Source organism: Actinoplanes sp. NPDC049599 (assembly GCF_044465625.1).
Lineage (GTDB): Bacteria > Actinomycetota > Actinomycetes > Mycobacteriales > Micromonosporaceae > Actinoplanes.
The window spans coordinates 352,799-374,907 of sequence record NZ_JBITLX010000006.1 but is presented as its reverse complement, the minus strand read 5'-3'; the positions used below and the strand labels follow the sequence as shown (position 1 = coordinate 374,907).

The window sequence follows — 22,109 nt, the reverse complement described above, 5'->3', positions numbered from 1 at the left end:
GCCCAGAGCAGGAGGTGGTCAGCATGACCACGTCGTCCGGCCGGGTGACCGGCAGTGAAGCACGCACCGTCCTGGAGTCGGCCGCGCGCGCGTCCCTGCGGGCGCCCTCGGTGTTCAACACCCAGCCGTGGCGCTGGCGCATCACCGGCCACGCCATGGAGCTCCGGACCGAGCCCGTCCGCCGGCTGGAGGCCACCGACCCGGACGGGAACCTGCTGATGCTGAGCTGCGGCGCGGTGCTGCACCACGCGCGGATCGCGCTGGCGGCCGCCGGCTGGGCGGTCACCGTGGTGCGCCTGCCCGACCCGGACGACGGGGACCTGCTGGCCGTGCTGACCCTCGCGGGCCGGCAGCCGGTGGACCCGGAGGACCTGGCGCTGGCGGCGGCGATCGAGCACCGGCACACCGACCGGCGCGCGTTCGGCACCCGGGAGGTGCCCGGCGCGGCGCTCGAGGAGCTGCGCCGGCTCGTCGAGGACGAGGGCGCCCGCCTGCACATCGTCCGCCAGGACCAGCTGGCGATGCTGGCCGTCACCACCGATCTGGCCGCCGCCGCGGAGCTCGACGACCCGGAATACCGCGAGCAGCTGCGGCGGTGGACCAACCGGCCGCCGGAGAGCGGCGACGGGGTGCCGCCGGCGACCGCGGTGCAGCCGGGCCTGCGGCCGGTGCCGGTGCGTGACTTCGACCCCGAGGGCGGGCACGCGATGGCCGCCGGCGAGGGCCGGGACCAGGGCGCGGCGTACGTCATCGTGTTCGGCATCGGGTACCGGCCCGTCGATCTGCTGCACGGCGGCGAGGCGCTCTCGGCCCTGCTGCTCAAGGCCACCGCCGAGGGACTGGCCACGGCGCCGCTCAGTGACGCCGTCGAGGTGACCTGGCCCCGTCACCTGCTCCGCTACCTGCTGGCCGGCCAGGGCGAGCCGTACGTCGCCGTGCGCCTCGGCTACGCCGGCTCGGCCGAGCCGCTGCCGCCGACGCCCCGCCGCGACCCCGGCGACATCATCGACGTCGGCCAGTAAACCCACGACGGTCACGGCCGCCCGCTGGCGGTGCTGCCCGCGCGGGCTTTCCTCACCTCCAGTTGAGAGGACGGTCATGAACAGCTCTTCCGGGACGAGTCCGGGCCGGTTCCGGGTCGTCTCCACCCTGGCGCTGGCTTCTTCGCTGGGTTTCCTGGTCCTCACCGGACCGGCGGCGGCGACACCGGCGGCCGGGCCCGGCTGGTCCGCGGCGGTGACGGCGCTGGACCCCGGTTGCCAGCCGGACGTCTCGACCGCCGCCGCCACCGCCGGCCCCGACGGACGGGTTCACGGGTTCGCCGGCTACGTCCGCGGCACCTGCACCGACGATCCGCTGTGGTACTTCCAGGGCCGGGCCGGCCGGTGGGCGCAGGCCCGCAGCCCGTACCACGGTGACGTGCTGGCCACCGCCGCCGACAGCACCGGCAGCTGGCTGCTGTACCTGGACTCGGCCGGCTACGACCGGGTGATGCTGGGCCGGCGTACCCGGGCCGGCGGCTGGGCCGCGCCCCGGACGATCTCGACGCTGCGGGGCTCGGCGGTCGGCAGCGGTGTGCAGGGCGCGGCCCTGGTGGCCCGCGGCGGGCGCTGGTGGGCGGTCTGGGCCCAGGCGCTGCCGGACCCGGACTCCTCGTCGCCCGCGACCCGGCTGTTCCAGGCCGGGACCCTCGGCGGACCCCGGCCGGCCCGGCCGATCACCACGCCGCCGGCCGGGAGCCAGGAGACCAACCCGGCGCTGGCGCTGCTCCCCGGCCGGGCGGGCGGCGCGGTCCTGGTCTGGGCGCGCGACGTGCGGGGAGCCGCAACCGGTACGCAGAACGACGAGCTGCGGTTCGCCACGTCAGCACCGGACGGCCGCTGGCGGGCCACAGTCTCCGTTCCCGCGGGCCCGGGCCCGGCCGCGCTGCACCCGGTGCTGTCCCGGGCCGCGGGGACGACCTGGCTGGCCTGGCAGCGGCAGGGCCTGGACCCCGACGGCCCGGCCGACAGCGCGGTGCTGATCACCCCGCAACCCGCCCGGCCCCGCGAGCCGGCGGTGTTCACCGCCGCGGGTGGCGCCCCGGTCATCGCCGCCGGACCCGGCCGGGTCGACGTGGCCTGGCCGTCCGCCGACCGCACCGGCATCGTGCTGGCCACCCGGGCGGGCGGCGGCTGGTCCACGCAGACGGTGCGGCTGTCGAACGCGGCACGCTCCCTGCGGCCGCTGGCGATCACCGCGGCCGGCCGCACCCGGACCCTGGTCGTGCAGAGCCGCTCGGCGGCCGGCCGGATCTACGCGGTGACCGGGTGACCGGCGGGCGGGACGTCCTCGTGCGGCACGACCAGGACCGGCCGGTGCGAGTGGTGCAGGGTCGCCATCGCGACCGACCCCAGCAGGACCTCGCGCATCAGCGACCGGCCCCGGGACCCGACGACGAGCGCCGCCGCCTTCCGGGTGCGGGCGTAGCCGACCAGCGTCTCGGCGACGGCCGACGCCGAACCCTCGTGCCGGCTGTCGAGGTGGATCACGGTGACCTTGCCGCCGGTGGCGTCCACGTCGTCGGCCGGTTCCGCGGTGGCCCGGTCGACGGCGGTGAGCAGCAGTTCCCGTACCGGGAAGAGGGATCGGGCCGCGGTGAGCGCCTGCCGGGCGCCCGGCGATCCGTCCCAGCCGACCACCACCGGGCCGCCGGCCAGGGCGGCCGTCTCGGCCGACAGCAGCGGGTGCGGCACGACCAGCACGGGGCGCGGGCTGTAGTGCACCACCATGTCGGACACGCTGCCCAGCAGCGCCTTGGTGCCGCCCAGCCCGCGCGAGCCCAGCAGCACCAGGTCGGCGTCCAGCTCGGCGGCGAGCTGACCGAACTCGAGCCCCTCCCCGCCGTAAGTGCGCCGCACCACCGCCTCGGCCTCCCACCCGGCGGCGCGGGCCAGGGTCACCCCGTTCGCCGCCAGGCGTTCGGCCTCGCGCTGGCCCTCGCGCTCGACCGCCGCGACGAACTCGTTCAGCTGTCGCCGGCCGGTCCACAGCCGCCGGCGCAGCGGCTCGCTGGCGAACGGCGGTGTCCACAGGTGGGTGATCCACGCCAGGGCGCCGGGGAACAGCGCGGCGCCGGCCTCGATCGCCGCGGTGGACTGCGGTGATCCGTCGTAGCCCAGGATCAGTCGGACTGGTGTGATCGTCATGGCCGGCTCCTGACTGTGCCCGTCGACGAGGCCCTGCTGCTGATGACCTCTCCTCCAGCCTCCTCCTCGGCGGCCCCGGCCGCCCAGGGCTTTCGACACTTACCCGGCCGGCGGACCTGTGTTCCGGGCAGGGTCCATCGCCTCTGCCGGGCCGGGGCACCGGAGATGTGCACTGGGACGGGACCACCGGTGACCTGGAGGCGACGATGAGGCGCGGTGAACGGCTCAGGATGCGGATCGAGCACACCATCGACACCCGGACCGTCCGCTTCGGCGCCTGGGTGCTGCGCCGGACCCGCGGCCGGGCCGCCCGGCTGTGGCACCGCCGGGCCCTGGTGCTGACCACCCGAGGCCGCCGGTCCGGGCGGGAGCGCACGGTGCCGCTGCAGTACTTCCCGGACGGCGAGAGCATGATCGTCGTCGCGGCCAACAGCGGGCTGCCGGCCCCGCCCGGCTGGTACCTCAACCTGCTGACCGAGCCCCGGGCCCGGGTCGAGGTCGAGGGCCGGACGCTGACCGTACGCGCGGAGCGGCTGAGCGACGCGGAAACGGCCACGCACTGGCAGCAGGTGCTCCGGGCGGCGCCGGACTACGCCCGGTACCCGCGGCGGGCCGGCCACCCGCTGCCGCTGATCCGGCTCACCCCGGTGCCGTAGCGCCGGACCGCCGCCGCCCTTCCTCGGGCACCTCGCCGGTGAGCTCGATGTCGGCCGCCACGTCGCGGACCTTGCGGTGCTGCCGCTGGGCGCACCGGCGCAGCACGTCGAACGCGTCCCGCGAGGTCACCCGGTGCCGCGCCATGATGATGCCCAGCGCGATGCCGATCGACCGGCTGGAGCGCAGCGCCTCCCGCAGCTCAGCGCAGCTCCTCCGGCAGTCCGCCGCGGCCAGCGCCAGGGCGGCGTGTGCCGCCAGCGGGCCCGCCCGGGCCACCGCGGTGGCGCCGAGCGCGTCCGGCCGGCTCGCGTACAGGTTCAGGGCGCCCAGCACGTCGTCGCCGGCGGCGAGGCGGACCGCGAGCATGCAGCGGATGCCGGCCTGCCGGGCGGCCTGCCGGCCGAACTCCGGCCATTCCTGGTCGCCCAGCAGGTCGTCGATCCGGCAGAGCGGGCGGCCGTGGACGGCGTCGTGGCTGGGGCCGGCGCCGAGGTCACGCTGGATCTCGCCGGCCAGGACGGCTGCCCGGCCCGTCGCCGCGGCCGTGACGATGCCGCCGTGCCGGTCCAGCAGCGAGAGCGCCGCCTGCTCACAGCCGGGCACCAGCCCGGTGGCCGCCGCGGTGATCCGGCCGCGGACCGCTTCGGCGTCGGGCAGGTACAGCGAGCCGGCGAGGCGGGCGAAACCCTGTGCCAGTTCCTCGTCCGCGCCCACGGTGTGCACCTCCCCGACCGGTTCCGCACCTTGACGATCACGCGGCGCGCGGACCGGGGGTAGAGGAGGACGGCCCGCGGTGCCCGGCCGGCTGTCAGTCGGGCACCGGCGGGAAGAGCGGCCGCAGGAACCCCGGCGGCCGGAACGGCTGCCACGAGTCCTCCGGCTGGGCCAGGCGGTCGGCGATCGCCCACAGCACCGCGGGGTGCTGGCCCAGGCCGAAGTGGCTGCTGACGGTGGCGATGTTCTCGTGGCGCTCGCGCACCGGGTGCAGCGAGGCCCGGTACGACACGATGCCGTCCCAGCGCGACAGGATGGACGTGGCCGGCACCGGCAGCGGCGGCTGGACCAGCTCCGAAGGCGGCAGCAGATGGTCGGGGACGTGCCGGTGCACGTGCCGGTTGTAGTACGCCATCGCGTGGGTCTGGGCGGGGTGCGAGATGCGGATCGGGCTGCCCAGCGTGATCACCTGCCGGACCCGGCGGGGATGGGCGCGCGCCGCGGCGTGTGCGTAGATGCCGCCCAGGCTCCAGCCGACCACGCTGACCCGCCCGCCGTGCCGCTCGGCGAGCTCGACGACGAGGCGGGGCACGTGTTCGACCACCTCGGCGGTGGGGCCCCGGTTACGGCCCAGGTTCCAGCCGTACACCTGGTAGCCGAGCCGTTGCAGCGCGCGGCGCAGCACGATCGTGGAGCCGTTCCCCCCGCCGAGCCCGGGCAGCACGAGCACGGGATGCCCGTCGCCGCGCGGCGCGGCCCGCAGCACCGTGCGGCCCACGGCGCTCAGCCCGGAGCTGCCGATGGCGCGCCCGGCGTCCGTGCAGAACAGCAACCAGTTCGGCGGGTTTTCGTGGGGTTCGGGCGCGCGGCCCGGGTGGGCGGCACCGGGCCGCCACGGCTCGCCGCCCGGAACGGGATGGTCGGACACGGGTGAGGTCACCATGCTGCCGCCTCTCGCGGCGCGCCGGCCTGCGCAGTGGGCTCTGGCCTACCGGACTATCCGAGGTTAACTCACGATCACCGGCACCGGCAGCCCCCGCACGACGGACCCACCGACGGGCGCTCCTCGAGCCCTGTGGCGGGAGGAGCGAGCGCCGCGGGCTTTCGCCGCCGTGGCCGGTCACCCGTTCCGCCACCCGGGGCTTTCACCCCGGTACCGGTGGGTCTCCTTCATCGTGCACCCGGGCGCGGCCCGCGACCAGAGCCGTTGGTCCCTGGTCGGCGGGACGCGCGACGCTCAGGTGAGCAGCTTCTTGAGGACCTTGCCGGCCCCGCTGAGCGGCAGGTCGTCCCGGAACTCGACCAGGCGCGGGTACTTGTACGCGGCCAGCCGTTCCCGGCAGTACGCGATGATCTCGTCGGCCGACGGGTCACTGCCCGGCCGGGTCACCAGGAAAGCCTTGACCTCCTGGCCGAGCCGCGCGTCCGGCACCCCGACCACGGCGGCCTGGGCGACGGCCGGGTGCCGGTGCAGGACCTCCTCGATCTCCCGCGGATACACGTTGTACCCGCCCCGGATGACCAGTTCCTTCTTCCGGTCGACGATGAACAGGTAGCCGTCCTCGTCGGCGTAACCGAGGTCGCCGGTGTGGAACCACCCGTGGCGGAACGCCTCCGCGGTGGCCTCCGGCTTGCCGTGGTAGCCGCGCATCGTGTGGTAACCCCGGGTGACCAGCTCGCCGACGTGGTCGCGCCCGGGCGGCAGCGGACGGTCCTCCTCGTCCCACACCTGGACCTGCACGCCCCAGACCGGCCGGCCGACGCTGTAGACGCGGCGCTCGTCGGGCCCCTCGTTGAAGGTGATCGTCGAGGCGGTCTCGGTCATCCCGTACCCCTCCAGGATCGGGACGCCGAAGCGCTGCTCGAACGCGTCGAGCACGGTGGCGGCGATCGAGTCCCCGCCGGAGACGCAGACCCGCAGCGAGGACGTGTCGTAGCGGTCCAGCTCCGGGCAGGCCAGCAGCGCGCCGAACATGGTGGGCACGCCGTCGAAGATGGTCGCGCGGTCGCGTTCGATCGTGGCCAGCACCTGCTGCGGGACGAACCGCGACACCAGCGACAGGCAGGCGCCGAAGCGGATGCCGATGTTCATGGCGCTGGACATGCCGAAGACGTGGAACAGCGGGAGCACCGTGAGAATGACGTCGTCCGGATCGATCGTGAAGAGCCGGCCGGGGATGTCAGCGTTCATGTAGAGCTGGAAGTGGGTCAGCTCCGCGCCCTTGGGCCGGCCGGTGGTGCCGGAGGTGTAGACGATCGCGGCGGTGTCGCCGGGCTCCGTCTCGTACAGGGTGACCGGCTCGGTGACCGGCGCCATCAGGTCGGTGAACGGGTGCACCGGGTCCTCGGCGGGGCCGGCCACGTACACCTCGGTCAGGCCGCATTCGGCGGCGGCCTTCGCCGCGTCCGCCAGCGTGCCGGCCCAGGTGATCAGCAGCCGGGTGCCCGAGTCGGCGAGCTGGTACGCCACCTCCGGCGCCCGCAGCAGCACGTTGAGCGGCACCACCACCGCGCCGGCCTTGAGGATGCCGTAGTACGCGACCGGGAAGTCGGGCACGTTCGGCAGTTGCAGCGCCACCCGGTCCCCGGGGTGGATGCCCCGGGCGCGCAGGCCCTCGGCCACCGCGTCGGAGCGGGCGTCCAGTTCGGCGTACGTCATGGTCGCGCCGTTGTGGATCAGGGCGGGCGCGGCCGGGCGGGCTTCCGCCGACTCACGCAGGATCACGGCAAGGTTCAACATCGTCGGCTCCCTTCCGGCGTTCGGGCTGCTCAGGACAGTGGCGCGCGAGCGGGGGTGCTGGTGCTGCGGCGGCGCGCGGGCTGCCGCTTCGGCTTCGGCTCCGGCTCCGGCTCGGCCGGTCGGCAGGCGTCGTGCAGGGCCGCCACCTCGGCGGTGAGGTATCCGGCGAACCGGTCGGCCTCGGGCACCGACGCGAAGTCGGTCGTGACGCCGAAGGTGGCCTGACCGCCGTAGGTGAAGATGGCGACGCCGATGCGGATCCGCTCGGCGATCGGCACGTACGGCAGGATCTCGCGGATCGGCCGCCCGAGGATGTAGAGCTGCTGGGCGGGACCGGGCACGTTGGTGGTCACCGTGGTGATGGCGTGCTGGGGCAGCCGCAGCGCGGTCCGGATGATCAGCGACACCGGCGTGAACGGCTCCCGGTCGGCGAGCGCCACCAGGGCGGCCGCCGCCTCCACCTCACCGCCGGCCCGCAGCTCCAGGACCCGCTCGTGCACGGCCCGCAGCCGCTGCTCCGGGTCGTCCAGCTCCACCGGCAGGAGCAGCAGCATCGACGCCACCCGGTTGTCGAGCAGGCCCTCCTGGTCGCGGCCGCGCACGTTCACCGGCACGAGCGTGCGGATGCTGCCCGGCACCGGTTCCTCGCCGCGATCCAGCATGAGCCGGCGGAACGCGCCGGCCGCGGCGGCCAGGTAGACGTCGTTGATGGTGACCGACCGGGCGGCGGCGACCGCGGCGATGTCCGCCAGCGGGGTCCGGGCCACCGCGTACCGGCGGGCCCGGCCCAGCCGGCCGGACAGCGAGGTCGGCGCGGTCGGGATCAGCCCGCCGGCCAGCGCGGTCAGGCCGCGGGCCGTGTCCCGCAGCCACCGGGTCGCGGTGGCCGGCGAACGCACCGCCCGGGCCACCACGCGGGCCTGGTCGAACGGGATCCGGGCGAGCTGGCCCAGCGCGTCCAGGGACAGGTCGAGCGATCCGGCGCCCGGGCCCGGCTCCCAGTGGTCCGCCACCGGCCGGTGCGGACGGGTGCCGGCGTCGCAGATGAGCCGGTAGAGCTGGTTGCCCGACACGCCGTCGATGAGACAGTGGTGCACCTTGGACAGCAGCGCCCAGCGGCCCTCGGGCAGCCCCTCGATGAGCCAGTCCTCCCACAACGGCCGTTCCCGGTCCAGCCGCTGGGTCATCACCCGCCCGACCAGCCGCTGCAGCGCGGCGTCGTCGCCGGGCTCGGCCAGCGCGGTGCGGCGCAGGTGGAAGTCCAGGTCGAAGTCCGGATCGTCCACCCAGACCGGCCGGCCCAGGTTGAACGGCACCCGGCGGACCTTCTGCCGGTAGCGCGGGACCAACGGCAGCCGGCCCCGGATCGCCGCGGCGAACTCGGCCTGGCTGGGTGCCGGTCCGTCCAGCACGGCTATCGATGCGATCGCCAGCGAGGCGTGCGGGTCCTCGTCCTCGGCGTCCAGAAAGGACGCGTCCAGGGGGCTCAGGTATTCCACGGCTTCCTCCTCGGTCACGGCTCTGCACCCACCGTCACCGTGCGCCCCGCGACGGCCCCGGAGCCAGGGCCGGACGACCCGCAGGCGGGACACGTCCGGCCCTCGGTGCCCGGCGCCCGCGGCGGGCAAGCTGGAGGCATGACCGAAGGTTTCGCCCGGCACGGTGCGGTGCGGATCGCCTACGCGGCCGAGGGGCCGCCCGACGGCGAGCCGCTGCTGCTGATCATGGGCCTGGGCCTGCAGATGCTGTTCTGGCCGGAGTCGTTCCGGGAGCTGCTCACCGGCGCCGGCTTCCGGGTCGCCCGGTTCGACAACCGCGACGTGGGGCTGTCGACCCACCTCCGCGAGCTGGGCGTGCCGGGCCCGCTGGCCTTCGCCCCGCACCGCGGGCCCGGCTACCGGCTGGCCGACATGGCCGGCGACGCGCTGGCCGTGCTGGACGAGCTGGGCTGGGAGAGCGCCCACGTGGTCGGGGTGTCGCTGGGCGGCATGATCGCGCAGACCCTGGCCGGCGCCCGGCCGGACCGGGTCCGGTCGCTCACGTCCATCTCCTCCACGCCGTCGCCCCGCATCGGCCGGCCCCACCCGCGTGCCATGGCGGCGCTGCTGCGCCGGCCGGCGTCCAGCCGGGACGCCGCGGCCCGGCAGGTCGTCGACATCTTCCGGGTGATCGGCTCCCCCGCCTATCCGCACGAGGAGGAGTGGCTGCGTGACGTGGCCGGGCGCTCGTACGACCGGGCGCACGACCCGGCGGGCATCCGCCGGCAGCTCGCGGCGCTCGTGTCCGCCGAGGACCGGCGGCCGATGCTGCGGACGCTGCGGCTGCCCACGCTGGTGATCCACGGCGACGCCGACCCGCTGGTCCGGCTGCCGGGCGGGCTCGCGACCGCCCGGGTGCTGCGCGACGCCAAGCTCGTCGTGCACACCGGCATGGGGCACGACCTGCCGACGGCGCTCCTGCCGGGCATCGCCGAGGAGATCTCCGCGGTGGCGCGCCGGGCGTACGAGGCGGGCCCGGCCACGCGGTAAGCTGCGACGGTGACGGACAGCTCCCGGACACCGTTGCACGTCGGCGAGATCATCCGGAGCCGGCGCGAGCTGGCCGAGCTGTCCATGCGCCGGCTCGCCGCGATGGTCGGCATCTCGGGGCCGTACCTGTCGCAGATCGAACGCGGTCTGCGCGCGCCCTCCGACCGGGTGCTGCACGCCATCGCCTCGTCGCTGCGCACCACCGCGGACGCCCTCGTCGACCAGGCGTCCCCGGAGCCCCCGGCGCCCGTCGCGGTGCTCGCCGCGATCTCCGCGGACCCCGACCTGACCGCGCGCCAGCGCCAGGCCCTGGTGGAGGTCTACACCGCCCTGCGGGAGACGACCATCGCCCGCCGCCGGCGTGGCCGGTAGCGGGCACACGAGGACCGGCCCGGGTGCTGACACCCGGGCCGGTTCCGCCGATCACCGAAGGACTTGCCGTGCCGTCTTGACGTAGGCGGCGCCGACGTCCTCGATGAGGCCGGCGCTCAAGGAGAGCGCGCTCTTCGCCCACGGGTACGGGGCGACCTTGGCGACGTCCTTCTCGAACGCGACAACGTCCGCGACGCCGCGCTCGTAGACGTTCACGGCGAGCGTGCCGACCTCGCGGCCGATCCGCCGGGTCCGTTCCCGCCGCGGCTCCGTGTGCAGCGCCGGCTTCGCCGGGCCGGTCTCACGAGCCGGCTTGGTGCTGGTGGTGGTCATGACAACCTCCCTCCGACCATCGACCTACTTAGCACGTTAGCCGCGCACTGCTAACAGCGTCAGGGCCGGGCGCCCCCTCCTCACCGGTGACCCGCGGCCCGATCCGCGCGGGACCAACGGCCCGGGGGCAGGTCCTCGACGATGCCGCAGCGGGCCATGATCGCGGCGCGGCGGGAGCGGTTGACCGCACGGACCCGGCGGCCCACGAAGAACACGTCGAGCAGCGTCCACCCGCCGAGCCCGCCCAGCGTGAACAGCATCGCGATCGACCGGCCGGTGTCGCCGAGGTAGAAGCGGTGCCCGCCCAGGATGCCGACCACGCACCACAACGCGTACGCCACCCGGGGATCCTTCTTGACGGACTCGTACTCCGCCTCGGCCTTCAGCACGCGGAACCGCTCCCAGCCGGGCAGGGCGGCGGCGTCGCGGGAGGGAAGAGACGCACCCTGGCTCATCGGCGCAACGATAGCCCGGACCCGGCGAGCACCACGGCCACGGTGGCCACGGCGACGAGCAGCGCCGCGCCGCCGATGGCGATGCGGGGCGGGCCGGTGGACCGGTCGGGTTCCCCGGCCGGCGCGACCTCGTCGCGCGGCTGCTTCGACCGCCGGGCGGCCAGCACCGCCACGGCGACCAGCAGCAGCCCGGCCAGCAGCAGCGCCAGCGCCGCGCCGATGGTGCCCGGGAAGTACCGGGTGACCACCTCCGGCACGACCAGCAGCGTCCCCACCGAGCCGACGGCGAGCACCACCAGGTCCCGGATCAGCACCGCGGCGGCGATCACCAGCGCCACGGTGCCCACCGCCGGGACCGCCCCCCAGCCCTCACCCGCGATGGCCACGGCCCCGGCGACCGTGCCCAGCGCGCCGAGGGTACGGCCCAGCGACGCCGGCCGGACCACGGTCCCCCAGGCCAGCAGGCCCCACACCAGCCCGGTGACGCCGACCGCCACGCCCGGCAGGCTCCCCGCCGAGGACAGGTGCGTGACCAGCGACGCGGCGAGGGCCGCCGACAACACGAAGACAGCGACGTGCTGGACCGGGTGGCGGTGCAGGAACCACAGCACCCCGGCGCACGGCAGCACCCCCAGCGCCGCGAACGACACCGCGGTCCGCCCGCTCCACCCCAGCGGGTCGTCGGCCAGCAGCACCAGGAAGCCGAACAGCGCGGCGCAGGCCATGAGCCACAGCACCGCCCGCAACCGCCGGGCGGTGCCACCCGAGCGCCCCGGCACGACCGCGCCGGCGGCCACCAGCGCGACCGCGGCGCCGCCCACGATCCCGAGCCGGCCGGCCGGGCCCAGATCCGCCCAGTACCAGCCGGTCGCCAGCGACATCGCCACGATGACGAGCGCGCCGCCGAGATAGCCCACGCTCTCCGCCACCAGCGACCCGCGCCGCCCGGACGACGCCAGCTCGGCGCGCATCCGGCCGGCCTGCGCCGCGGTGAGCACACCCTCGGCCGTCCAGCGGTCGATCAGTCCGGTCAGCTCCGTGTCTCTCATCGCCGTCACCACTGTTCCGTCTCCCCCACCATCCACCGTCGGGCTTCCGGCGCTTTCCGGACAGGGGCGTCCGGCCTCCACCCGCCGGCCGAACGCCACCGAACCGGCCACGGCGGGACCTTCGCCTCTGGCCGCTCCTGCTGCCGGCCTCTAGCTTCGGCGTGGACGCCCGGCTCACCGACGAGCGCTGAGGAGGCGCGATGACGCCGCAGATCCGTGAGCGAACCGAGCCACCGGCCCTGATCGAGGCGACGGCGCTGCCCCGCCTGTTCGAGGTGCTGCGGACGCGTGGCTACACCGTCGTGGGTCCCACCGTCCGCGACGGCGCGATCGTGGTCGCCGAGCTCACCTCCGCCGGCGAGCTGCCGTACGGGATCGGGGTCGACGCCGACGCCGGCCGGTACCGGCTGCGCGACCGCGGCGACCGGGCCGCGTTCGGCCACTCCGCCGGGCCGCAGTCGTGGAAGAGCGTGCTGCATCCGGCCCGCGCCCCGCTGTGGTCGGCCGACCGCTCCCCCGACGGCACGGTCACCGTGCACGAGCCGGCGGAGCAGCACCGGTACGCCCTGCTCGGCGTCCGCCCCTGCGACCTCGCCGCGATCGGCGTCCTGGACCGGGTCCTGACCGGCGGCCGGCACCGCGACCCGGTCTACGCGGGCCGCCGGGACGGCAACCTGATCATCGCCGTCGAGTGCACCGAGCCCGGCGCCACCTGCTTCTGCGCCTCGATGGGGACCGGCCCGGACGCCGGTCACGGCTTCGACCTGGCGATGACGGAGCTGGTGGACGGCGACGGCCACCGCTTCCTGGTCCGCGCGGGCACCGCGGCCGGCGCGGAGGTGCTGGCCGAGCTGCCCCGGCGCCCGGCCGACGACGGGACCAGCGCGCGGGCGCGGGAGGCCGTCGCGCACGCGGCGACCCGGATGACCCGTTCGATGCCCGGCCACGGCCTGCCGGACCTGCTCGCCGAGAGCCGGGAGTCGCCGCACTGGGACGACGTCGCGGCCCGCTGCCTCACCTGCGGCAACTGCACCATGGTGTGCCCCACCTGTTTCTGCACCACCACCGAGGACGTCACCGACCTCACCGGCGACCACGCCGAGCGCTGGCGGCGCTGGGACTCCTGCTTCGACCTGGACTTCTCGTATCTGCACGGGGGCAGCGTGCGGACCAGCGGCCAGGCCCGGTACCGCCAGTGGATCACCCACAAGCTCGGCACGTGGCACGACCAGTTCGGCTCGTCCGGCTGCGTCGGCTGCGGCCGGTGCATCGCCTGGTGCCCGGCGGGCATCGACATCACCCAGGAGGTGGCCGCGCTCTCGCAGGCGGCCGGCGACGGGACGGCGGCGCCCTCATGAGCGCCGACGTCCTCGCCCTGGTGGCGGGCCTGCCGGTGGTCGCCGGCCTGACCCGCGAGCAGCTCCGGTCGCTGTGCGCGGCCGGCCGGCCGGCCGGGTATCCGACGGGCGCGCGCATCTTCGCCGAGGACACCACCGCGGACCGCTTCTGGCTGCTCACGAAGGGCTCCGCGGCGCTGGACCTGCGAGTGCCGGGCCGGGGCCCCCAGGTGATCGAGACGCTGGTCGCCGGGTCCGTGCTGGGCTGGTCCTGGCTGCACCCGCCGTACCGCTGGCAGTTCGGTGCGGTGGCCCGGGAAGAGCTCGACACCGTCGTGTTCGACGCCGGCGCCGTCCGCGACCGCTGCGACGCCGACCCGGCCTTCGGGTACGCGGTGCTGCGCCTGTTCATCCCCGTGCTCACCACCCGCCTGCACGCGACCCGCCTGCGGTTGCTGGACCTGTACGCCACGGCGGCGCAGGCCGGGCAGCCATGAGCACGGCCACGGCCCCGGCGGTGGCCGGCCCGGCGGTCCCCCAGCCGTACCGGGTGGTCTCCCGGCGGGCGGACACCGTCGACACCGTCACCGTCGAGCTGGCCCACGACGCGGGTCCGCTGCCGGCCTTCGCCCCCGGCCAGTTCGCGATGCTCACCGCGTACGGGATCGGCGAGGTGCCCATCTCGCTCAGCGGCCTGCCGGGGCCGGGCGACGACCGGGCCCGCCGGCTGACGCACACACTGCGCGCGGTCGGGGCGGTGACCCGGGCGCTGCACGCCGCCGCGCCGGGCACGGTGATCGGCGTCCGCGGCCCGTTCGGCACCGGCTGGGACGTCGCCTCGGCCGCGGGCCAGGACATCGTGATCGTGGCCGGCGGCATCGGGCTGGCCCCGCTGCGCCCGGTGCTGCAGGCCGTGCTGTCCGACCGGTCCCGGTTCGGCAACGTCGTGCTGCTGGTCGGCGCGCGCACCCCGGCCGACCTGCTCTACCCCGATGAGCTGCTGCGCTGGGGCACGGCCGGCGTCCAGGTCGGCATCACCGTGGACCGGCCCGCGGACGGCTGGAGCGGGCACGTGGGCGTGGTGCCCGGGCTGCTCCCGCTCGCCCGCTTCGACCCGGCCCGCAGCGTGGCGTTCGTCTGCGGTCCCGAGGTGATGATGCGGTTCACCGCCCGCGCGCTGCTGGACCGGGGCCTGCCGGCCGCGCGGGTGCGGGTCTCGCTGGAGCGCTCCATGCGGTGCGGGGCGGGCTGGTGCGGGCACTGCCAGCTCGGCCCGCTGCTGGTGTGCCGCGACGGCCCGGTCGTCGACTACACCGTGGCCGGACCCCTGCTGACGGTACGGGAGCTGTGATGACACCGACCCTCGCTGTCTGGAAATTCGCCTCCTGCGACGGCTGCCAGCTCAGCCTGCTCGACTGCGAGGACGAGCTGCTCGCCGTCGCGGGCCGGGTCCGGATCGCCCACTTCCTGGAGGCGAGCCGGCGGGTGGAGCCGGGCCCGTACGACGTCTCGCTGGTCGAGGGCTCGATCACCACGGCCGCGGACGCCGAGCGCATCCGGCGGGTCCGCGAGGTCTCCCGCACCCTGGTCACCATCGGCGCCTGCGCCACCGCGGGCGGCGTGCAGGCGCTGCGCAACTTCGCCGACGTCGACGAGTTCCGGTCCGTGGTGTACGCCCACCCGCAGTACGTCTCGACCCTGGCCACCTCCACCCCGATCGCCGCCCACGTCGAGGTCGACTACGAGCTGCACGGCTGCCCGATCGACCGGCGCCAGCTGCTCGAGGTGATCACGTCCCTGCTGGTCGGGCGCCGGCCGGACCTGCCCGCGCACAGCGTCTGCTTCGAGTGCAAGCAGCGCGGCAACGTCTGCGTGGTGGTCGCGCACGGCACGCCGTGCCTGGGCCCGGTCACGCACGCCGGCTGCGGTGCGATCTGCCCGGCGTACCAGCGGGGTTGTTACGGCTGCTTCGGTCCGATGGAGACACCCAACGCCGCCGCGCAGGCCGGCCTGCTGCGGGCCACCGGCATGTCGGCGGCCGACATCGAGCGGGCCTACCGGACCTTCAACGCCGCGGCGCCCGCGTTCATCGAGCTGTCCCGGGTCACCGTGGGACCACCGCCGGGTTCCGGACCCCGCGACACCGGATCGGAGGAGCGATGACCCATCGTGCCGATCGGATCCTGGACGTGCGGTCGCTGGCCCGGGTGGAGGGCGAAGGGGCCATGCACGTCAGCGTGCGCGGCGACACCGTCGAGGAGGTGCGCCTGGACATCTACGAGCCACCCCGGTTCTTCGAGGCGCTGCTGCGCGGGCGGCGGCACACCGAGCCACCGGACATCACCGCGCGCATCTGTGGCATCTGCCCGGTCGCGTACCAGATGAGCGCCTGCGCGGCGATCGAGGACGCCTGCGGGGTGACCGTGGCGCCGGCGGTCGCCGACCTGCGCCGGCTGCTCTACTGCGGCGAGTGGATCGAGAGCCACACGCTGCACATCTATCTGTTGCACGCGCCCGACTTCCTCGGTTACCCGAGCGCGCTGGAGTTGGCCAAGGACCGTCGCGACCTGGTGGAGCGCGGCCTGGCGGTCAAGAAGGCCGGCAACGACATCGTCGAGATCCTGGGCGGACGGGCGATCCATCCGATCAACGTCCGGGTCGGCGGCTTCTACCGCACGCCGTCACCGCCGGAGCTGGCGCCGCTGCGCGCACGGCTGCGCATCGCGCTGGACCAGGCGCTGGAGACGGTCCGGTGGGTCGCGGGTTTCGAGTTCCCCGACTTCGACCACGATCACGAGCTGCTGGCGCTCGTGGAGCCCGGGCGCTACGCCATCGAGTCGGGCACGGTCGCGACCACCGGCGGCCTCACCTTCACCCCGCGGCAGTTCGAGGAGCACGTCATCGAGGAGCAGGTGCCGCACTCCACCGCCCTGCACGCGCGGCTGGCCGGCCGCGGCACCTACGCAGTCGGGCCGGCCGCCCGCTACACCTTGAACCAGCGATGGCTCTCGCCGCTGGCCCGGCAGGCCGCCGACGCCGCCGGCCTGGGCGCCGACTGCCGCAACCCGTACCGCAGCATCGTGGTCCGGGCGGTGGAGGTCGTGTACGCCCTCGACGAGGCGATCCGGCTGATCGACCGGTACGAGCCGCCGGCCCGGCCCTTCGTGGCGGTCCCGCCCCGGGCGGCGGTCGGCTACGGCGCGACCGAGGCCCCGCGCGGCATCCTGTTCCACCGCTACGGCCTGACCGCCGACGGCCTCATCACCTCGGCGCGCATCGTCCCGCCGACCTCGCAGAACCAGGCGTCCATCGAGGACGACCTGCGGCGCTTCGTCGGCGGCCGGCTGGGCCTGGACGACGAGCGCCTCACCTGGCAGTGCGAGCAGGCGATCCGCAACTACGACCCGTGCATCTCGTGCTCGACGCACTTCCTCGAGCTCACCGTGGAGCGCCGGTGACCAGCCGCGGCGCCGGCCGGCGGGTGGTGATCGGCGTCGGCAACGAGTACCGCCGCGACGACGGGTTCGGCCCGCTGGTGGTCAGCGGGTTGATCGGGCGGCAGGCCGCCGACCGCCGGCTGGCGGAGGTGGAGCTGCGGTTCAGCGACGGCGAGCCGACCCGGCTGCTCGACCTGTGGACCGGCGCCGCCGTCGCCGTGGTCGTCGACGCGGTCCTGGACGACGCCGGCCACGCGGGCCGGCACCACGAGCTGGTCCTGGACGCCCTGGACGCGCTCGGCGCCGGCGGCCCGGCCGGCTCGCACGCGGTCGGGCTGGGCAGCACGGTGGCCCTCGGCCGGGCGCTGGACCGGCTGCCCGGCCGGCTGGTCGTGCTCGCGGTCTCCGGCACCGACTTCGGCTTCGGCCAGGGGCTCACCGCGCCGGTCGCCGCCGCGGTCCCACCCGTCACCGAACGCGTCTGCGTCCTGGTGGGCTGAGCGATGACCGGCCTCGTCGACCCGCCCGGCGGCCGCCGCTGGCACGTCCTGGTCCGCGGCACCGTCCAGGGCGTCGGCTTCCGGCCCTTCGTCCACCGGGTGGCCACCCGGCTGGCGCTGGACGGCACCGTCCGCAACCTCGACGGCAACGTGCTGATCGAGGTCAACGGCGGCCGGCCGGCGGTCGCCGAGCTGATCAGCGTCCTCCGGGAGCAGGCGCCGCCGAACGCCGTGGTGGCCGACGTGACCGTCACCGCGGCCCCGGCGGGCGGGCCGCGAGCCGGCTTCACGGTGCTGCCGAGCACGGCCCGGGCGGCGGCGCCCGCCCACGGGTTCACCGGCCTTCCCGTCGACCTCGCCGTCTGCGACGACTGCCTGCGCGAGCTCTTCGACCCCGCCGACCGCCGGTACCGCTACCCGTTCATCAACTGCACCGCCTGCGGTCCGCGCGCCACCATCATCGACGAGCTGCCGTACGACCGGACGCGCACCGCGATGGCCGGGTTCGCGATGTGCGCGCGGTGCGCCGCCGAATACCACGACCCCGGCGACCGCCGGTTCCACGCCGAGCCGATCGCCTGCCCGCAGTGCGGGCCGCGGCTGAGCTGGCAGGGGCCGGCCGGGTCCGGCCCGGTCGGTGCGGACGCCCTGGCCGCCGCCGTGCAGGCGATCGGCGCCGGCCGGATCGTGGCGCTCAAGGGCCTCGGCGGCTACCAGCTCGTCTGCGACGCCACCGACCCGCAGGCCGTCGAGAAGCTGCGGACCCGCAAGCGGCGGCCCCGCAAGCCGCTCGCGGTGATGGTCGCCGACGTGCCCGCCGCCGAGCGGCTCGGCGAACTGACCGCCGCGGACCGCGCGCTGCTGGTCACGCCGGCCCGGCCGATCGTGCTCGTCCCCGCCCGCCCCGGCGGGCCGCCGGCGCCCGCGGTGCACCCCGGCACCGACCGGCTCGGGGTCTTCCTGCCGGTCACCCCGCTGCATCAGCTGCTCGTCCGGGCGCTGGCCCGGCCGCTGGTGGTGACCAGCGGGAACCGCTGCGACGAGCCGACCGCCATCGGGAACGCCGACGCCGTCGCGCGGCTGTCCGGCATCGCCGACGGGTTCCTGCACCATGACCGGCCGATCCGGGCCCGCTACGACGACTCGGTCGTGGCCGCGGTCGCGGGGGCGCGCAGCACGATCCGGCGGGCGCGCGGGTACGCCCCGCAGCCGCTGCCGCTGCCGGTCCGCGCCGACCGCCCGGTGCTCGCGGTGGGCGCGCAGCTCAAGCACACGTTCACGCTGGCCCGGGCGGACCGCGCGCTGGTCGGCCCGCACGGCGGCAGCCTGGACGACCCCGACGCCCTGACCGCCTTCCACGACACCCTCGCGCAGCTGTGCCGGCTGCACCGGTTCACGCCGGACATCGTCGCCCACGACCTGCATCCCGGCTACGCGTCCACCCGCTACGCCGCACAGGCCGTGCCCGCCGACCGGCGCGTCGCCGTGCAGCACCACCACGCCCACGTCGCCGCGTGCGCCGCGGAGAACGGCGTCGAGGGGCCGTTCATCGGCGTGGCCTACGACGGGCTCGGCCTCGGCGCCGACGGCACGCTCTGGGGCGGGGAGATCCTGCTCGCCTCGTACACCGGCTTCCGGCGGGTCGCCCGTTTCAGCACGGCGCCGCTGCCGGGCGGCGAGGCGGCGGTGCGCCGCCCGGCGCGGATGGCCCTCGGCCACCTGTACGGCAGCGAGTTCCCGCTGCCGGCGACGGCGGCCCCGGCGCTGCTGGCCCGCGTCGGCGACCGGGAACACGACGTCCTCCGCCGGATGGTGGAACGCGGGGTCAACAGCCCCCGGGCGTCCAGCGCCGGCCGGTTGTTCGACACCGTCGCCAGCCTGCTCGGCGTCTGCGACGACGCCGGCTACGAGGGCGAGGCCGCGATCATGCTGGAGGCCGCCGCCGCCGGGGCTCGGACGGCGCCGGCCGCCCTGCCCTGGCGGCTCGCCGACGTGGACGGCATCTGGGTCTACGACTCCGCCGTCACCCTGGGCGCGCTGCTGGACCGCGCCGCGGCGGGAGAGCCCGTCGCGGCCCTCGCCGCCGCGTTCCACCGCACGATCGTCGACGTCACCGTGGCGCTGTGCGAGCGGGCCGCGGAGGCGAGCGGCGTCCGGGTGGTGTGCCTGTCCGGCGGCTGCCTGCAGAACCGGATTCTGGCCACCGGGATCCCCCGGGCGCTCGCGGCCGCCGGGCTGGACGGCCGCCTGCACCGCGAGGTTCCCGCCGGGGACGGCGGCATCAGCTACGGGCAGGCGGTCGTGGCCGCGGCCCGCATCGGGAAGGGGCGCTGATCACCGTGTGTCTGGGGATTCCGGGCCAGGTCACCGAGGTGTACGAGCGCGACGGCCTGCGGATGGGCACGGTCGACTTCGGTGGCCTGCGCAAGGAGGTCTGCCTGGCCTACGTGCCCGGCACCGAGGTCGGCGGGTTCGTGATCGTGCACGTCGGCTTCGCGATCACCGCCGTGGACGAGGCCGAGGCCGAGCGCACGCTGACCGTGCTGCGCGCGATGGGCGACGCCGTGGCCGCCGAGCTCGGCGAGCCGCTGCCGGCCCCGGAGGGCGGGCCGCGATGAAATACCTCGACGAGTACCGCGACCCCGCTCTCGCCGGGGCCCTGCTCGCGGAGCTGCACCAGGTCGCGACCCGGCCGTGGACGCTGATGGAGGTCTGCGGCGGGCAGACCCACACCATCGTCCGGCAGGGCATCGACGAGCTGCTGCCGGCCGGCATCCGCATGATCCACGGTCCGGGCTGCCCGGTCTGCGTCACCCCGCTGGAGACCCTGGACCGGGCGCTGGCCATCGCCGCCCGGCCGGACACGATCCTCACCAGCTTCGGCGACATGCTGCGGGTGCCCGGCTCGGCCACCGACCTGCTGTCGCTGAAGGCGCGGGGCGCGGACGTCAGGGTGGTGTACTCCCCGATGGACGCGGTGCGGCTGGCCCGGCAGCGGCCCGACCGGCAGGTCGTCTTCCTCGCCGTCGGCTTCGAGACGACGGCGCCGGCGAACGCCATGGCCGTCCTGCACGCCGAGGCGCTGGGGCTGACGAACTTCAGCATGCTGGTCAGCCACGTGCTGGTGCCACCGGGCATGACCGCGATCCTCGACGCGCCGGGCTGCGCGGTGCAGGCCTTCCTGGCCGCCGGGCACGTCTGCGCGGTGATGGGCTGGACCCAGTACGAACCGCTGGCCGCGACCTACCGGGTGCCGATCGTGGTGACCGGGTTCGAACCGCTCGATCTGCTGGAGGGCATCCTGATGGCCGTGCGCCAACTCGAACAGGGCCGGCACGTGGTGGAGAACCAGTACGCTCGGGCCGTGCACCGCACCGGCAACGGGCCCGCGCAGGCCGCGATCGAACGGGTCTTCCGGATCACCGACCGGGCCTGGCGCGGCATCGGGACGATCGGCGCGAGCGGGCTGGCGCTGAGCGACGCGTACGCCGCGTTCGACGCCGAGATCCGCTTCGACGTGGGCCGGCTGTCCGCCGTGGAGGATCCCGCCTGCATCGCCGGCGAGATCCTCACCGGCGCGAAGGTCCCGACCGACTGCGCGGCGTACGGCGGGTCCTGCACGCCGCGCTCGCCCCGGGGCGCCCCGATGGTCTCGAGCGAGGGCACCTGCGCCGCCTACTTCACCGCCGGACGCCGCCCGGCGGCTCCCGCGGGCGGACGGGGTGACCGGTGATGACGGCCCCGGACCCGGCCGCGCTGACCTGTCCGGCGCCGCTGCGGGAGGTCGAGCGGGTGCTGCTCGGGCACGGTTCGGGCGGCCGGCTCTCCGCCGAGCTGATCGGCGACGTCCTGGTGCCCGCGCTGGGCCGGGCGGCGCCGCCGGGCCCGCTCGAGGACGCCGCGGTGTTCACCGTCGGGGACACGGACCTGGCGATCAGCACCGACGCGTACGTGGTGAGCCCGCTCTTCTTCGCCGGCGGCGACATCGGCAGCCTGGCCGTGCACGGCACCGTCAACGACCTGGCGATGCGGGCCGCCATGCCGCTGGCGCTCACCGTCGCGTACGTCGTCGAGGAGGGTTTCGCCCTGGCGGACCTGCGCCGGGTCGCCGCCTCGGTGGGCGCCGCCGCCTGCGCCGCCGGGGTGCCGGTGGTCACCGGCGACACGAAGGTGGTCGGACGCGGCGCCGCCGACGGCCTGTTCGTGGTGTCGACCGGCGTGGGCCGGCGGCTGCCCGGTGCGGCCCCCTCGGCGGCCGGCGCCGCGGCGGGTGACGCCGTCCTGCTGTCCGGGCCGATCGGCTGCCACGGCACCACGGTGCTCAGCGCGCGGGAGGGGCTCGGTTTCGACGCGGAGATCGGCTCGGACACCCGGCCGCTGCACCGGCTGGTCGAGGCGATGGTGGCGGCCGGCGGCACCGCCGTGCACGCGTTGCGCGACCCCACCCGCGGCGGCATCGCCTCGGCGCTGAACGAGATCGCCCGGGACTCGCACATCGGCGTCGAGGTGGTCGAACGTGACCTGCCGGTGCCGGAACCGGTGCACGCGGCCTGTGAACTGCTCGGCCTCGACCCGGCCCAGGTCGCCAACGAGGGCTGCCTCATCGCGTTCGTCGCGCCGGACCGCGCCGACGAGGTGCTGGCGGCGATGCGCTCGCGGCCCGAGGGCCGCGAGGCGGTCCGGATCGGCACCGCGACCGGGGTGGACCCGGGCCGGGTCGTGATCCGCACCGGCGTCGGTTCCCGGCGGGTGCTGGACATGCTGGTCGGTGAGCAGCTCCCGCGCATCTGCTGACCGGG

Annotated in this window: 23 protein-coding genes; 15 read left to right on the top strand and 8 right to left on the bottom strand. The window is 75.6% G+C overall.

The window, feature by feature from the left end:
• The first annotated feature begins 23 nt into the window (after positions 1 to 23).
• Both ACIBQZ_RS14595 and ACIBQZ_RS14590 read left to right on the top strand, forming a co-directional pair.
• Entirely contained in the window at positions 24 to 1,022 is a 999-nt protein-coding gene (locus tag ACIBQZ_RS14595) for an Acg family FMN-binding oxidoreductase (RefSeq protein WP_396089077.1), read from the top strand.
• Between the two features lie 76 nt (positions 1,023 to 1,098).
• Positions 1,099 to 2,313: a hypothetical protein gene (locus tag ACIBQZ_RS14590; protein ID WP_396089076.1), complete on the top strand. Its 1,215-nt coding sequence runs from the start codon at positions 1,099 to 1,101 to the stop codon at positions 2,311 to 2,313.
• Here the strand turns inward: ACIBQZ_RS14590 and ACIBQZ_RS14585 are convergent.
• On the bottom strand, positions 2,295 to 3,188 hold the full coding sequence (locus tag ACIBQZ_RS14585) for a universal stress protein (RefSeq protein WP_396089075.1): 894 nt from the start codon (positions 3,186 to 3,188) through the stop codon (positions 2,295 to 2,297). The genes ACIBQZ_RS14590 and ACIBQZ_RS14585 overlap by 19 nt on opposite strands.
• A gap of 206 nt (positions 3,189 to 3,394) precedes the next feature.
• On the opposite strand from ACIBQZ_RS14585, the gene ACIBQZ_RS14580 reads away from it, so the two are divergent.
• Positions 3,395 to 3,844, top strand: coding sequence for a nitroreductase/quinone reductase family protein (locus tag ACIBQZ_RS14580; RefSeq protein ID WP_396089074.1), 450 nt, complete (start codon positions 3,395 to 3,397; stop codon positions 3,842 to 3,844).
• Here the strand turns inward: ACIBQZ_RS14580 and ACIBQZ_RS14575 are convergent.
• The 4 genes from ACIBQZ_RS14575 to ACIBQZ_RS14560 form a co-directional block, all read right to left on the bottom strand.
• Positions 3,828 to 4,559 (bottom strand): GAF and ANTAR domain-containing protein, encoded by a 732-nt coding sequence (locus ACIBQZ_RS14575; protein ID WP_396089073.1) that lies wholly within the window; start codon positions 4,557 to 4,559, stop codon positions 3,828 to 3,830. The genes ACIBQZ_RS14580 and ACIBQZ_RS14575 overlap by 17 nt on opposite strands.
• Before the next feature lie 94 nt (positions 4,560 to 4,653).
• Entirely contained in the window at positions 4,654 to 5,502 is an 849-nt protein-coding gene (locus ACIBQZ_RS14570; protein ID WP_396089072.1) for an esterase/lipase family protein, read from the bottom strand.
• Positions 5,503 to 5,796: 294 nt separating this feature from the next.
• Complete coding sequence (locus tag ACIBQZ_RS14565) at positions 5,797 to 7,299, bottom strand: long-chain fatty acid--CoA ligase (protein WP_396089071.1); 1,503 nt, start codon at positions 7,297 to 7,299, stop codon at positions 5,797 to 5,799.
• A gap of 29 nt (positions 7,300 to 7,328) precedes the next feature.
• Entirely contained in the window at positions 7,329 to 8,816 is a 1,488-nt protein-coding gene (locus tag ACIBQZ_RS14560; RefSeq protein WP_396089070.1) for a wax ester/triacylglycerol synthase family O-acyltransferase, read from the bottom strand.
• Between the two features lie 120 nt (positions 8,817 to 8,936).
• Between ACIBQZ_RS14560 and ACIBQZ_RS14555 the strand changes: the two genes are divergently transcribed.
• A complete protein-coding gene (locus ACIBQZ_RS14555; RefSeq protein ID WP_396089069.1) occupies positions 8,937 to 9,827 on the top strand; it encodes an alpha/beta fold hydrolase in 891 nt (296 codons plus the stop codon).
• 9 nt (positions 9,828 to 9,836) lie between these two features.
• Positions 9,837 to 10,199 (top strand): helix-turn-helix domain-containing protein, encoded by a 363-nt coding sequence (locus ACIBQZ_RS14550; protein ID WP_396089068.1) that lies wholly within the window; start codon positions 9,837 to 9,839, stop codon positions 10,197 to 10,199.
• 51 nt (positions 10,200 to 10,250) lie between these two features.
• Here the strand turns inward: ACIBQZ_RS14550 and ACIBQZ_RS14545 are convergent, their stop codons facing one another.
• From ACIBQZ_RS14545 to ACIBQZ_RS14535, 3 genes are all read right to left on the bottom strand, one after another.
• Positions 10,251 to 10,532, bottom strand: a complete 282-nt coding sequence (locus ACIBQZ_RS14545) for a hypothetical protein (protein ID WP_396089067.1) — start codon at positions 10,530 to 10,532, stop codon at positions 10,251 to 10,253.
• Positions 10,533 to 10,612: 80 nt separating this feature from the next.
• On the bottom strand, positions 10,613 to 10,987 hold the full coding sequence (locus ACIBQZ_RS14540) for a TM2 domain-containing protein (RefSeq protein ID WP_396089066.1): 375 nt from the start codon (positions 10,985 to 10,987) through the stop codon (positions 10,613 to 10,615).
• Entirely contained in the window at positions 10,984 to 12,036 is a 1,053-nt protein-coding gene (locus ACIBQZ_RS14535; protein ID WP_396089065.1) for a hypothetical protein, read from the bottom strand. Before ACIBQZ_RS14535 ends, ACIBQZ_RS14540 begins: the two co-directional genes overlap by 4 nt.
• A gap of 200 nt (positions 12,037 to 12,236) precedes the next feature.
• Here ACIBQZ_RS14535 and ACIBQZ_RS14530 point away from each other — a divergent pair, with 200 nt between their 5' ends.
• From ACIBQZ_RS14530 to hypE, 10 genes are read left to right on the top strand one after another with little or no spacing between them, the layout of a single operon-like run.
• A complete protein-coding gene (locus ACIBQZ_RS14530; RefSeq protein ID WP_396089064.1) occupies positions 12,237 to 13,394 on the top strand; it encodes a 4Fe-4S dicluster domain-containing protein in 1,158 nt (385 codons plus the stop codon).
• Entirely contained in the window at positions 13,391 to 13,870 is a 480-nt protein-coding gene (locus tag ACIBQZ_RS14525; protein WP_396089063.1) for a cyclic nucleotide-binding domain-containing protein, read from the top strand. The genes ACIBQZ_RS14530 and ACIBQZ_RS14525 overlap by 4 nt, the downstream gene beginning before the upstream one ends.
• The gene (locus ACIBQZ_RS14520; protein ID WP_396089062.1) at positions 13,867 to 14,724 is read left to right on the top strand and encodes an FAD/NAD(P)-binding protein; all 858 of its coding nucleotides are present in this window, start codon (positions 13,867 to 13,869) and stop codon (positions 14,722 to 14,724) included. The genes ACIBQZ_RS14525 and ACIBQZ_RS14520 overlap by 4 nt, the downstream gene beginning before the upstream one ends.
• Positions 14,724 to 15,536: an oxidoreductase gene (locus ACIBQZ_RS14515; protein WP_396089061.1), complete on the top strand. Its 813-nt coding sequence runs from the start codon at positions 14,724 to 14,726 to the stop codon at positions 15,534 to 15,536. Before ACIBQZ_RS14520 ends, ACIBQZ_RS14515 begins: the two co-directional genes overlap by 1 nt.
• On the top strand, positions 15,533 to 16,831 hold the full coding sequence (locus ACIBQZ_RS14510) for a Ni/Fe hydrogenase subunit alpha (protein ID WP_396089060.1): 1,299 nt from the start codon (positions 15,533 to 15,535) through the stop codon (positions 16,829 to 16,831). The genes ACIBQZ_RS14515 and ACIBQZ_RS14510 overlap by 4 nt, the downstream gene beginning before the upstream one ends.
• Positions 16,828 to 17,310 carry a hydrogenase maturation protease gene (locus ACIBQZ_RS14505; RefSeq protein WP_396089059.1) on the top strand — a complete coding sequence of 161 codons (483 nt, stop codon included), beginning with the start codon at positions 16,828 to 16,830 and terminating at the stop codon, positions 17,308 to 17,310. Before ACIBQZ_RS14510 ends, ACIBQZ_RS14505 begins: the two co-directional genes overlap by 4 nt.
• A 3-nt stretch (positions 17,311 to 17,313) precedes the next feature.
• A complete protein-coding gene (gene hypF / locus ACIBQZ_RS14500; protein WP_396089058.1) occupies positions 17,314 to 19,644 on the top strand; it encodes a carbamoyltransferase HypF in 2,331 nt (776 codons plus the stop codon).
• Positions 19,645 to 19,649: 5 nt separating this feature from the next.
• On the top strand, positions 19,650 to 19,928 hold the full coding sequence (locus ACIBQZ_RS14495; protein ID WP_396089057.1) for a HypC/HybG/HupF family hydrogenase formation chaperone: 279 nt from the start codon (positions 19,650 to 19,652) through the stop codon (positions 19,926 to 19,928).
• Positions 19,925 to 21,043 carry a hydrogenase formation protein HypD gene (gene hypD / locus ACIBQZ_RS14490; protein WP_396089056.1) on the top strand — a complete coding sequence of 373 codons (1,119 nt, stop codon included), beginning with the start codon at positions 19,925 to 19,927 and terminating at the stop codon, positions 21,041 to 21,043. Before ACIBQZ_RS14495 ends, hypD begins: the two co-directional genes overlap by 4 nt.
• Positions 21,043 to 22,104: a hydrogenase expression/formation protein HypE gene (gene hypE / locus ACIBQZ_RS14485; protein WP_396089055.1), complete on the top strand. Its 1,062-nt coding sequence runs from the start codon at positions 21,043 to 21,045 to the stop codon at positions 22,102 to 22,104. The genes hypD and hypE overlap by 1 nt, the downstream gene beginning before the upstream one ends.
• The last annotated feature ends 5 nt before the right edge of the window (positions 22,105 to 22,109 follow it).